The 12,571-nt window shown below is 39.4% G+C and carries 7 protein-coding genes, 1 tRNA gene and 3 pseudogenes; 7 read left to right on the top strand and 4 right to left on the bottom strand.

What is annotated here, in order from left to right:
• Nucleotides 1–64 precede the first annotated feature (64 nt).
• Nucleotides 65–137: transfer RNA gene (locus AM608_RS09570), tRNA-Phe, on the top strand.
• 113 nt (nt 138–250) lie between these two features.
• On the opposite strand, the gene AM608_RS09565 is transcribed toward AM608_RS09570, so the two are convergent.
• Nucleotides 251–925, bottom strand: a complete 675-nt coding sequence (locus AM608_RS09565) for a porin family protein (RefSeq protein ID WP_009750564.1) — start codon at nt 923–925, stop codon at nt 251–253.
• A gap of 131 nt (nt 926–1,056) precedes the next feature.
• Here AM608_RS09565 and AM608_RS09560 point away from each other — a divergent pair, with 131 nt between their 5' ends.
• From AM608_RS09560 to AM608_RS12625, 4 genes and pseudogenes are all read left to right on the top strand, one after another.
• Complete coding sequence (locus tag AM608_RS09560; protein WP_053581599.1) at nt 1,057–2,358, top strand: hydroxymethylglutaryl-CoA reductase, degradative; 1,302 nt, start codon at nt 1,057–1,059, stop codon at nt 2,356–2,358.
• A gap of 95 nt (nt 2,359–2,453) precedes the next feature.
• Nucleotides 2,454–2,849: a transposase gene (locus tag AM608_RS09555; RefSeq protein WP_053581598.1), complete on the top strand. Its 396-nt coding sequence runs from the start codon at nt 2,454–2,456 to the stop codon at nt 2,847–2,849.
• 353 nt (nt 2,850–3,202) lie between these two features.
• Nucleotides 3,203–3,397 (top strand): annotated as a pseudogene (locus tag AM608_RS12795) (DDE-type integrase/transposase/recombinase); the annotation flags it as partial.
• A gap of 51 nt (nt 3,398–3,448) precedes the next feature.
• Nucleotides 3,449–3,661: an integrase core domain-containing protein gene (locus tag AM608_RS12625; protein ID WP_253273472.1), complete on the top strand. Its 213-nt coding sequence runs from the start codon at nt 3,449–3,451 to the stop codon at nt 3,659–3,661.
• A gap of 176 nt (nt 3,662–3,837) precedes the next feature.
• On the opposite strand, the gene AM608_RS09540 is transcribed toward AM608_RS12625, so the two are convergent.
• The 3 genes and pseudogenes from AM608_RS09540 to AM608_RS09530 form a co-directional block, all read right to left on the bottom strand.
• Nucleotides 3,838–5,790 carry a RagB/SusD family nutrient uptake outer membrane protein gene (locus AM608_RS09540; protein WP_053581597.1) on the bottom strand — a complete coding sequence of 651 codons (1,953 nt, stop codon included), beginning with the start codon at nt 5,788–5,790 and terminating at the stop codon, nt 3,838–3,840.
• 12 nt (nt 5,791–5,802) lie between these two features.
• A pseudogene (locus tag AM608_RS09535) lies at nt 5,803–8,996 on the bottom strand (SusC/RagA family TonB-linked outer membrane protein).
• An 871-nt stretch (nt 8,997–9,867) separates the two neighbouring features.
• Nucleotides 9,868–10,524 carry a carbonic anhydrase gene (locus tag AM608_RS09530; RefSeq protein ID WP_009417398.1) on the bottom strand — a complete coding sequence of 219 codons (657 nt, stop codon included), beginning with the start codon at nt 10,522–10,524 and terminating at the stop codon, nt 9,868–9,870.
• Nucleotides 10,525–10,593: 69 nt separating this feature from the next.
• On the opposite strand from AM608_RS09530, the pseudogene AM608_RS12790 reads away from it, so the two are divergent.
• A pseudogene (locus AM608_RS12790) lies at nt 10,594–10,726 on the top strand (LuxR C-terminal-related transcriptional regulator); the annotation flags it as partial.
• Nucleotides 10,727–10,811: 85 nt separating this feature from the next.
• Nucleotides 10,812–12,551, top strand: a complete 1,740-nt coding sequence (locus tag AM608_RS09525; protein WP_053581596.1) for a glutamine--tRNA ligase/YqeY domain fusion protein — start codon at nt 10,812–10,814, stop codon at nt 12,549–12,551.
• Nucleotides 12,552–12,571 lie beyond the last annotated feature (20 nt).

Here is a 12,571-nt window from a genome sequence, read left to right as displayed (position 1 = left end):
AATATTTGCTCAATATTTTGCAAGTTTCGAAAATAGTATTACTTTTGCACCCGTAATGAAAGAAGGTACCTTAGCTCAGTTGGTAGAGCAAAGGACTGAAAATCCTTGTGTCCCTGGTTCGATTCCTGGAGGTACCACGAGATCTTCTTCATAGAGGAAATTTTTCATATTTTTAAGGATTAGGAATTGCAAAAGCCTCAGCGTAATGCTGAGGCTTTTGTTTTTTATTTTATACTATATACTTTCCTATTTAAAATATTCTGTATCCTACTGAAAGGCTAAACACTTGGTTTGAGGTACTTTCAGAACGGTTAGGGAGCACATCGCTGAAACCAATACCGTACTGAATGCCTGCTGTAAATCGTTTAATTTCTACGCCTGTGGCTAAGTTTAATCCTGCATCAAAAGGGCGTAAATCATCAGAAGAACGATTACCTATGCTGAGGGAATGGCGATTGGTTACTTTATAATCCTTTAACTTATCTTTCTTGTAGTAAGCCCATTCTTCACGACTATTGCCCCACAAAGCAGCTGCTACATAAGGACCTGCTTTCCAAACGAGTTTTACATTCCTGAGTTTAAGTTTATAGCCTACATAAAAAGGCATCTCTAAGTAACCATAAGTGTAATGCAACTCACTGATTTGTTTTTCTTTACCTTCTTTATATTTATACTCATAGGCTTGCCCTTTGGTGTTGAGCATTAAACCTGTTTCAAGAGCGAGTCCAGTAGGGAAGTTCAAACTGAACAACGCCCCTGTATGAAAACCTGGGGTAAAAGTTCTATCACTATTAGAAGAATCGGCGTAATAAAGTCCTGCTATATTGCCTCCTATTTTCACTTCTAAACCTGGCTTTACCTGTGCCTGTAACATCGCTATACTGCTGAATAACATTACAGCTAAAAATAGTTTTGTTCTTTTCATTCTATATTGATTTTTGTTATTTAAAGTACAAAGATACAAAATATTTTGTAAATGAACAAACTTGCGAATATATTAATTATTATTACCTTTGCCTCCCAAACTAAAAGCTGAACACTAATACTTAACAACTGATGAAACAGATAGACGGTTTTTCTAAACTTACCAAAGCCCAAAAGATTGCCTGGCTTTGCGATACTTATTTCCCTAATATAGAGAATGCTGCATCTTTTTTTGAAAAGTACCACAATGCTGATACTGACCTTCAGAAACTGCACGACGAGTTTATTGAAAATACAGTCTCTAACTATTATCTGCCCTTTGCGGTAGCACCTAACTTCCTCATCAATGGGCGCACTTATACTGTACCTATGGCTATTGAAGAGAGTTCGGTGGTGGCAGCTGCTAGCAGGGCAGCTAAATTCTGGCAAAGTCGTGGTGGTTTTCATACCGAAGTGCTTTCTACCGAAAAAACAGGGCACGTACATTTCTTCTTCTACGGTGAAAAAACTAATTTAGAAAACTTCTTCAACCACATACAACCCTTGATGCTCGCTAAAGCACAACCCATTACTGCCAATATGGAAAAACGCGGGGGCGGTATTACTTCTCTTACCTTAGTGGACAAGACTGATGCTTTGGCACACTATTATCAGCTTTCGGCTACTTTTGAAACCTTAGACGCTATGGGTGCGAACTTCATCAATTCGTGCTTAGAATCCTTTGCACAGACGTTTAGAGAAGAAGCGGAACAGGACGCCTCTATCGGTGATAAGTATGAAATCGTAATGTCGATACTCTCGAACTATGTGCCTAACTGTTTGGTACGCGCAAAAGTGCAATGCCCTATTGAGGAGTTGGAGATTGCCCACTTAAAAGGTGCTGAAGCTGCAAAGAAATTTGTGCAAGCTCTCGCTATTGCCAATGCTGATGTGTACCGTGCTACCACTCACAACAAAGGTATAATGAACGGTATTGACTCGGTAGTTTTGGCTACGGGTAATGATTTTCGTGCCATAGAAGCTGGTGCACACGCTTATGCTGCTCGTAGCGGGCAGTACAAGAGCTTATCGGCTGCGTGGATAGAGGGCGATACTTTCTTCTTTGCCCTTGAACTCCCTTTGGCTTTGGGCACCGTGGGCGGACTTACTACATTGCACCCTTTGGTAAAAACGGCTCTTGAAATCCTTGAAAAGCCTAACGCTCGCGAGCTAATGCAAATAGTGGCTTGTGTAGGGTTAGCACAGAACTTTTCGGCTGTAAGCTCGCTGATTAGTCTGGGAATCCAGAAGGGGCATATGAAAATGCACTTGAACAACATTTTTAATCAATTAGGGGCTACCGAAGAGGAGAAGCGCGTACTTTCTTCTTATTTTAAAGATAAAACCGTAACATATAACGAAGTAGCCGAAGCTCTCAAGAAAATTAGGAAATGAGGTGCGAGCCGCACGAGCAGAAAATTAGAGAATGAGGAAATGAGAAAAGTGTGTCATATCCTGAAATAGGTTTACACTAAAAACCATAAAAAGATATGACAAAAGGGAGGAAAGAAACAGTTCGGTACAGTGATTGCTTTAAGTTGAGTATCGTAGAAGAGATTGAGAGAAACGGATTGAGTATTGAAAACTGCCGACGCAAGTACGGCATTGGAGGAAGTACAACGATTCAAAAATGGCTCAAAAAGTATGGTAAAAATCACTTATTAAATAAAATAGTACGCGTGGAAACAATCGATGAAATCAGGGAGCTTCAAGCTCTTAAAAAGGAGTTAAAAGCCCTTAAAGAGGCTTTTGCTGAAACGACTTTAGAGAATAAAGTTTATAAGACTTATTTTCAAATTCTTGGTCAGGAAACAGGAATGGGCGATGAAATAAAAAAAAAGTTAGAACAAGAGTTATTGAAGTACTTTCCAAAACAGAAAAGATAAGCGCTCTTTGCAAGTGTTTTGATATTAGCAGACAAGCTCATTATAAAGCAGTTAAATCGTTTAAGGAGGTAGCGCTCAGAGAGAGTATAATTATTGAGATGGTACAGGAAATACGTCGAGAACTGCCCAAGATAGGAGGAAAGAAGCTTTATTATATGTTATCAGATAAGATACATCAAGTAGCAAAAATAGGGAGAGATAAGTTTTTTATGATATTGAATAATAATGATTTACTTATTCAAAGGAAGAGGAGTTATGCCCGTACGACCTATTCTAATCATTCTTTTAGAAAGTGGACAAATCTTGTTAAAGATGTAGAAGTGAGTGCTAAAAATCAAGTATGAGTAAGTGATATAACTTATATTCGCACCTTAGAAGGTTTTAGGTATTTATCGCTTATAACTGATTTATATTCAAGAAGGATAGTGGGATATTGGTTAAGTAATAGTCTATCTATTGAAGGGTGTTTAGAGGCTTTGAAGAAGGCTTTAAAAGGGAAGAAAAAGTCAGAGTCTTTAATACATCATTCGGATAGAGGAGTTCAATATTGTTGCAAAGAGTATATATTGTTATTGCAAAAAGAGCACATTCAAATTAGTATGACTCAGGAGAATCACTATTATGAAAATGCTCACGCGGAGCGTATCAATGGGATTCTCAAGCAAGAGTTTAATTTAGGAGTTACTTTTAATACTGAACAACAAGCTCTTAGTGCGGTATGTTCGGCTATAAAGACATATAATCAAAAACGTCCTCACTATGCATTGAACTTAAAAACTCCTGATCAGGTGTACTTTCAAAAGGTAGCTTAATGAGAAAAATATTACTAATAAAACAATAATTAATTATGACAACCTTTTTAGGACGTGACAATGACAATGAAAAAGTTTATAGCAAATAACTATAAAATAGGAAAAGCTACCCCTCAAAGGTAGCTTTTCCTATTTAAGCAATAAAAATTATGTTATGAAAGATGTTATTCTATATGTTATTCAGTAGGAATACCATCGGCTTGTACTGGCCAACCTGGGTTTTGGTAGATAACACTGGTAGCTACATTTCCTCCTTTGGAAGTGCGTAAGAAGTTTTCAAAGCCTATGGGTGATAGGTAGTGTGCTTTCGTCCAAGTGATACCGTTGTAATACAAGTTGTTTTGTTGTATAATTTGATAAGGACGAATGTACACGCTCAATGTTTTTGCCGATATATTAGGGCTAGCAGCAGGTAAAGCTATTAATTTAGAAGTACCATCAGTATTCTTATAAGTATCCTTATCATACATACTTGTCCAAAGATTCATTCCTTCTATTTGATAATTGCGGAGCTGATCCATAGCGCGCCAACGACGAAGGTCGTTATTGCGCATTCCCTCAGCTATGAACTCACAACGGCGTTCACGACGAATATTATACAAAGTAGCATCTACCTTTTGTCCTGCTGAATAGACCGCCCAGTCGTTTTCTTTGGTAAGGTCGGTAGCGGCTATAGTAGCACTATAATCCTCACTCACTCCAGCACGAGCGCGTAAAGCTTTCCAATAACGGCTAGCATCATTATCAAGGCTATTGTTTTTCACATAGCAAGCTTCAATATAGTTAAGGTAAGCCTCAGCGGCACGGAATACTATACAACCTGTCTCAGTAAGCACTGCATCGGTAAGGTACTTAGCATCGCCATTCAATCCTTTTTTTACGTCATATCCTGTTACCGATTTTCTTTCAACTATTGAGTTGATAATGTCAGGATAGTTATTCACTTGCTGAGTAACAGCCAAATAATCACCTGGTACACGCATAAAGAGTTGCAAGCGCTCATCTCTGTTTACTTTTACAGTAGTAAGATCGGTATCACCTTGGTAGCCAGAACCATTGGCGTAAATAGGCAAACCGTTTTTCATCAAGAAAGCATCTACAAAACCACGTGTATACCCACTGTTACCACCACCAGTCAAGAAACCATTGGTATAATGTCCTACACTTTTTTCAGCACTGTACTGTCTCCAAAACAACACTTCTGAATAGCCTGATAGACTATTGTCTCCATACATTTTGAAATAAGGATTACTAAATACATCAGCACCAGTAGTATTGTGGTTATTGGTTACTAATGGGAAAGCATCGGCCACAGCTTTGGCAGAAGTCATTGCTTCTGTCAAAAAGTAATTAATTTCAGTGTCTATGTTAATAGAAAATCCTGATAAGTAAGGCATATTAGCTCCTGGCCAACCAGCACCTCCTGGCACGTGGGCTGTACCTTTGTGATATTTGAGCCAAGTACCTTCAAAAAGAGCTACACGCGAGCGGAAAAGCTGAGCAACTTCTTTGCTGATACGGTTTTTACCTTCCACAGGACTTGATTTTAATAAACTGATAGCTTTGTCTAAATCTTCTAAGATAAAGCGGGCTACCTCATTGCGAGGGCGACGTTTGGAAGCTTCTATTAGCTCGTCTTCATTATCGGGAAGTACTGTTTTTACAATAGGAAAATCTCCGTAATATTCTAAACGATTAAAATATTCATAAGCTCTTAAAAAGTAAGCTTCTCCCAAATAATGTTTGATATTAGCAGGATTTCCTACTATTTTTCTTTCCTCTATTTTTGGGGTTACTTCTGCTATAAAATAGTTGATAGCTCTGATATTCCCAAAATCATACCCATCAGTTCCAGTAGGTACGTGCCATTGCCCTTTTAGCCATGCAGCATTAGGGTTTCTATCAGCTTGGTTATCAGTACCATTATCTGCTTTGAAACGTCCTATACTATATCCTCCGTGAGTAGGAAAATTATAATAACTAATGGTATATGCCGCCATATCCGATTCGGTATTGAAATACTGTTGAGGAGTGATGTTTGATAATGGCTCTCTATCCAAAAACTTATTACATCCTATAAGCCCTACCGAAAAGGTAGCTATGATTATATTTTTGTATATCTTTTTCATCGTATTAGTCTTTTAGAAGGTTAAACTTAATCCTGTTGAAATCACTCTTGAAAGAGGGTATAGCTTACCTTGTCCCCAAGAACCTCCATTGGCTTCTGGGTCGAATATCTTAGAGAGTTTGGTAAAGGTAAATACGTTATCGGCTGAGATATAAATTCGCAAATTGTCTATACCAATAGTTTTCATAATATCAGAAGGGAAGTCGTAACCTAATTGTATATTTTTCAAACGTACATAGGCTGCATTTTGTACCCAACGGGTTTGACCCACAAAGTTCTTTCCTCCACCGTCCATAGTAGGACGTGGATAATACGCATCTACATTAGGACCAAAAGGACTATCAGTACCTTCGGGACGGAAGTAATCTAAATGTTCTTTAAAACCTGCTGATTGCCATACGTTTTGGTTAGCTCCTCTAAAATAAGGAGAGTCGTTGAAGATTAAATCACGCTTACCTGTACCTTGCCAAAACATACTGAAATATACATTTTTGTATTTCAAATCAACAAGTAGTCCAAAATTATAGCGAGGAGTAGTGTTTCCTATAATTTTTCTGTCACCTGGGTCATTCACAGTATTAGAACCTCCGTTGATTTTACCATCACCATTGAGGTCTTCGTACATTATATCACCTGCTGCCCAGTTGTTCCCCAAAGCACTTTGGTCGTGTGTTTTTAACCATTCTGTCATCTCTGCATCGCTTTTAGCAATACCTCGTGTTTGATATCCCCATATCTCACCTAAATATTGTCCTTCGTAATAAGTTCCTAAGGAATTATTCTTGTTAGGGTATTTTGTAATTTTTTGACGGCTGTCGGTAAGATTAGCTTTAATGTTGTACGAGAAATTCTCGCCTATTTTGTCATTCCAGCTGGTTATAATTTCAAATCCGTTTGAGACCATATCGGTATTGTTAATACGAGCAGGGGCAGTACCCAATACAGGAGGAAGTTCTGGTGCAGGACCTACCATATTATAGGTTTTACGGCTAAACAATTCAAAAGTAAACTTAAAACGGTTTTTTAAAGCTGTTAGGTCAAAACCAGCGTTCCAAGAAGCTACTTTTTCCCAGGTAAGAGTAGAGGCTATTAAGCCTGGAGCGTAGGCTGTATTGGTCTTATCTCCATTGAGTAGCCAATTACCATTGTTAGCCCCTATATTCATTGTTTGATAGAAAGGATACCAACTATCGGTATTTTGGTTACCCAATTCTCCATAAGAACCTCTTAGCTTAAATTCACTTACCGCTTCACCAAATTTGCCAAGGTGTTCCCAAAAGCTTTCTTTGGCAATATTCCAACCAACAGAAGCTGAAGTAAACAAGTTCCAACGTTGGTCGCGCAAAAAGCGAGAGGTACCGTCATAACGAACGTTTACTTCCAATAAATACTTACTGTCGTAGTTGTAGTTGATCCTGCCAAAGAAACCTGCGGTTGCCCAGTGTTGATAATCTCCACTTACATCATCATTCTTTCCTCCTGTAGTGTTGAGTGAAAGAGAGTTCTTGCTGTATATCTCATCGCGAGAAGCAGAAAATTGACGTGATTTGAATAGCTCTGATTGAAAACCTGCTAATGCAGTAACTGTATGTTTCTTAATCTCTTTAGTATAAGATGAATATATATTAGTATTGAAGAAGTTGTAACGGGCTGCCCATTCACTTATTTTTGAATGACCAGCAGGTGCTGAACCATCACGCGAGATAGCAATAGGCTCTCCGTGTAAGCCATATTTGTAGATAGGCAAGTAGTACCAATTGTTAAAAGAAGTTGAAGTGCGATAGTTGAGCTCTACATTGGTCACCCATCCTTTTATAGGATTGAATACCAATGCTAATTGTTGGGTAAGTTCATCACTTTGTGTTTTATCACGACCTTCATTAAGCTGTGCTATCTCATTACCATTCATATAATGACCATTAGGGTCTTTAAGTGGTAAGGTAGGCCAACGTCTGGCTATGTTGTGGAAAAATAATCCTCCTAAATAAGAAGAACGGGAGAAATCCATACGACTAAAACGGGAATTGTAATCCAACTTTAAATAAGGAAGTATTTGTGCTGATATTTTCCCATGTGCTGAATAACGCGACATTTTATCGGTATTATAGCGAGATAATCCCTCAGCATCAAGCCAACCTAATGACACATAATATTTTATCTTTTCAGTACCTCCACGAGCTGTGAAATTATGCTCTTGTGAAGGAGCAGAAGTTCTATAAAACTCTTTAAACCAATCTACATTAGCCCAACTTTGCTTGTAGTCATTCCAAGCACCGTTTCCATCTTTGGTTGGGTTCCAATCGGTAGCATCTTTTAGCAATCCTGCTTTATATGCCTTGATATTCTGCACAATACGATCTTCAAATACAGGAGCTCCTCCGTTATTCTTTTGAGCCTCGTTGAAGTAATAAGCAAAACTTTCTGAATCCAACATATTAGGAATACCTACTGGTGAGGCAAGACGGTAATTGGTATTGTAATTCATTGTCATTCTACCATCTTTACCTGATTTAGTAGTTACTAAAATCACCCCAAAAGCCGCACGCGACCCATAAATAGAAGCTGAAGCTGCATCTTTCAACACCGAAATACTTTCTATATCATTAGGATTTAAAGTATTCATATCACCTTCCATTCCATCTATAAGTACTAAAGGGCTACCACTAGAACCTGAACCAATAGTACCTGTTCCGCGAATGTTGAATGAAAGGTTACTATCCAACTGTCCACCTCCATTTCCTACAGAGAAGTTCAACCCCGAAACGTTTCCTTGTAGGGCTTGGGTTACGTTGTTTACGGGGCGATTCTCTAATGCTTTGGAATCTACTGAGGTTACTGCACCTGTAAGGTTTTCTTTCTTTTGAGTAGCAAACCCCACCACTACTACTTCGCTGAGTTGCTGGGTATCTTCTTTTAGCTGTACATTAACTGTATAAGAATTGCCACCCCTACAACTTTTTTAGTCTGGGTAGTAAATCCTACAAAGCTAAACTCGAGCACATCGCCCGCTTTGGCTTGGATTTGGTAATTACCGTCAAAATCAGTAGATGTACCGTGCGTAGAGCCTTTAACCACTACGGAAACTCCGGGTAAAGGCGTTTTTTTATCGTCAGTAACTTTACCTTTTACTGAGATGGTTTGTGCCATAAGAGTTGTTAAAAAGCAACCTAACACAAACATAACAAATGTTAAATACTTTTCTTTCATAAGTTTGGCTATTAAATGAAATTTACGGCGTAAAAGTAGCACTATTTATTATATCTACCAAATAATTATAGCTAATATTTTTAAATAATTTTATATACTTCGCTAAATAGAGGAGATAATCATATGAATTACAATAGATAAGGAGAAAATAAAAGAAAGTGTATTATTATTAATTTTAACACTTTTCAAAAGAAAAAGGAAGAAAGTGTGAGGTCGTAGCACGACGGGCGGGGAAAATTAGCAAATGAGGAAATTAGAGAATGAGGAAAGGAGTCAATATTATTAGTTTATTCAACTTTGGCAAAGTTTAAAACTTTGCCAAAGTTTGAGATGAAAAAGTGATGTTCTAGGACTGTTAGGAGTGTTCGGAAGGAAACGAAGATTTTCAGAAGAGGGGAAGGAGGGTTTTTGATGAAAAAAGGCTGTAAGGAGGGTGGGGTTAGCTTATAGAGAGCTTATAGGAAGCTTATACGAATCTTGGACGATTGGTATAGAAAGGGTGTATAAATAATTGATTAATAGTGTTATATAACAAGGCTAAAAATGTTAAAAACGGGGTTTCGAGGCGAAAGAAAGAGGAAGAGGTGATAGGCCTTAGGCCATAGGCACTAGAAGGGAGTGTGACGGAAAAGGGAAGTAATGACGGGGAACGAATGACGAGGTGAGGCGGTGAAAAAGTTTTATGAGATAGGTTAAAAAAGTGGGTGCTGTCGGAGAGACTTAGGGGAGCAAAAAGATAGACGTGGTAGAATAGGTGTTTATAAAAAAACTTTAGAGAGAAATTGTATTTAATATAAGTTCGTTGTAAAGTAGCCAGAGAATAGTTGGAGCTGATATATGACATCTTTTGATTTTTGACTACTGAGTGAAATTAGTAGGGTTTATACCATTCTTGTCCGGTGAGGTCATATATCTTTTGGATTTTATGAAGGAAGGCTTCGAAGTCGAGGTTAAGGTCTATGAGTTCGCCAGTGTGAATATCGAATACCCAACCGTGAACAGCAGGGTATTGGTGTTTGAGATAACTTTCTTGCACAACTGCCATTTTGGTAACATTGAAACACTGTTCTTCTACGTTCAGTTCTACCAAACGGCGGTAACGCTGGTCGGCATCAGTAATGGCATCGAGTTCTGCTTGATGCAAGCGGTATACATCGCGAATGGTACGCAACCAAGGGTTTAACAAACCAAAGTCTTTGGCTTGCATAGCAGCCTTTACACCTCCGCAATCGTAATGACCACATACGACAATATGTTTTACTTGCAGATGTTCTACGGCATATTGTATCACAGCGGTAGAGCTCATATCGAGGGTGTTTACTACATTGGCAATATTGCGGTGTACAAACACTTTACCAGGACCTACACCCATTAACTCTTCGGCAGCTACACGACTATCGGAGCAACCTATATAAAGATAGTCGGGGTTCTGGTCTTCGGCGAGTTTCTCGAAGAAATGAGGGTCGCCCTCTTTGCGGTGTTTTACCCATTGACGATTGTTTTCGAATATTTTGTTGTAAGTAGGCATAAGTTATAATGATTAGTGGCTACTGAGGTGGCAAAGGTAGATGTTTTTAGGAAAATGACAAATATTTGCAGAGAAATCTCCGAAAAGCTGAATATCAGTGTACATACAGTAACCCGTTATAGGCAAAATATCCTAAGAGAAAACACACGCTGATAATGTGGAAGCTATTGCCTTCGCCAAAAGAATGAGAGTAATTGGTTAATTAGTAAATTAGGAAATTATTTGTATCTTTGCACCTTGAAAACAAGAATTAACTATCTACCATTCATCATTAATCATTAAAAAAGATGTCAGAAGAATTAAAAGAACAACGCTCTAATAACTTTATAGAAAATATCATTGAGGAAGACCTTGCGAAAGGCTTTCCCGCCAGCGCCTTACGCTTTCGCTTCCCTCCAGAACCGAATGGCTACTTGCACCTCGGTCACGCGAGTTCTATCTGCCTCAACTTCGGATTGGGCTTGCGCTACAACGCCCCTGTAAATTTGCGTTTCGACGATACCAACCCTTCTAAGGAAGAACAAGAATACGTAGATGCGATTCGCCGTGATGTAGCGTGGCTCGGATTCAAATGGGATAAAGAATGCTATGCTTCCGACTATTTTCAAGAACTTTACGACTGGGCAGTAATGCTCATCAAACAAGGAAAAGCTTATGTCGATAAACAAACCTCCGAAGAAATTGCTGCTCAAAAAGGTACGCCAACGGTAGCAGGAACTGAGAGCCCCTATCGCAATACCTCAGTAGAGGAGAATCTCACCCTTTTTGAGCGTATGAAAAACGGTGAGTTCGAAAATGGCACGTATGTACTCCGCGCCAAGATAGATATGGCATCGCCTAATATGCTAATGCGCGACCCTATCATTTACCGCATTATGAACGCTTCACACCACCGCACAGGCGACAAATGGCACATCTACCCTATGTACGACTGGGCGCACGGCGAAAGCGACTACCTCGAACAAATATCTCACTCCCTTTGTACATTAGAATTCTTACCACACAGAGAGTTATACGATTGGTTTTTAGACCAGGTAATCTCCTCCCCAGCCCTCCCAAAAGGAGAGGGAGATAACATCTCCCCTGCCCCCCTTCAAAGGGGGAGTGTGCGACCCAAACAGAGAGAATTTGCACGGAGGAATTTGAGTCATACGATTGTAAGTAAACGTAAGTTGTTACAATTGGTAACCGAAAACTATGTTGCTGGCTGGGACGACCCTCGTATGCCTACTATCTCAGGCTTACGTCGCCGTGGTTATACCCCTGAAGCCATTCGCAAATTCGCTGATACCATCGGTATTGCCAAACGCGAAAACCTCATCGATGTATCGCTATTGGAATTCTGCGTGCGCGAAGACCTCAATAAAAAAGCTAACCGTGTAATGGCAGTGCTCGACCCTGTGAAGGTGGTGATTACTAACTATCCCGAGGGACAAGAAGAATGGCTTGACGCCGAAAATAATCCCGAGATAACCCCTATGACCTATCGTAAGGTGCCTTTCAGTAGAGAAATTTATATTGAGAGAGATGACTTTAGAGAAGAGGCTGACAAGAAGTATTTCCGATTGAAATTAGGAGGAGAAGTACGTTTGAAGAATGCTTATATCATTAAAGCTGAAAGCGTAGTGAAAGACGCTCAAGGAAATATTACTGAAATACATTGTACTTACGACCCCGATAGCCGTAGCGGTAGTGGTACCGAAGCGAGTATGCGTAAAGTAAAAGGCACATTGCATTGGGTGTCCATACCCCACGCCGTGAAAGCCGAAGCGCGCCTCTATGACCGCCTCTTTACCGTTGCTGAACCCGACCGCCAAGAAGATAGCTTCTTAAACTACATCAACCCCAATTCTCTAAAAGTAGTAACTGCTTATGTAGAGCCAAGCCTCAAGACCGCCCAAGCAGGCGACACGGTACAGTTCCAACGTATGGGATATTTCAGTGTAGACCCCGATACTACCCCCGAAAAATTGGTGTTCAACAAAACCGTCGGCTTAAAAGATACGTGGGCTAAGATTAGCGAATAAGATATCATACACTAAAACAA

Source organism: Capnocytophaga sp. oral taxon 323, assembly GCF_001278825.1.
Classification (GTDB): Bacteria; Bacteroidota; Bacteroidia; order Flavobacteriales; family Flavobacteriaceae; genus Capnocytophaga; species Capnocytophaga ochracea.
This window is presented reverse-complemented; position numbering and strand designations above follow the sequence as displayed.

Bases quoted from the DNA above. Each gene is read 5' to 3' on its own strand.
- AM608_RS09555 (WP_053581598.1), top strand. From the start codon at position 2,454: ATGACAAAAGGGAGGAAAGAAACAGTTCGGTACAGTGATTGCTTTAAG.
- AM608_RS09530 (WP_009417398.1), bottom strand. From the start codon at position 10,524: ATGCCTACTTACAACAAAATATTCGAAAACAATCGTCAATGGGTAAAA.
- AM608_RS09540 (WP_053581597.1), bottom strand. From the start codon at position 5,790: ATGAAAAAGATATACAAAAATATAATCATAGCTACCTTTTCGGTAGGG.
- AM608_RS12625 (WP_253273472.1), top strand. From the start codon at position 3,449: ATGACTCAGGAGAATCACTATTATGAAAATGCTCACGCGGAGCGTATC.
- AM608_RS09525 (WP_053581596.1), top strand. From the start codon at position 10,812: ATGTCAGAAGAATTAAAAGAACAACGCTCTAATAACTTTATAGAAAAT.
- AM608_RS09565 (WP_009750564.1), bottom strand. From the start codon at position 925: ATGAAAAGAACAAAACTATTTTTAGCTGTAATGTTATTCAGCAGTATA.
- AM608_RS09560 (WP_053581599.1), top strand. From the start codon at position 1,057: ATGAAACAGATAGACGGTTTTTCTAAACTTACCAAAGCCCAAAAGATT.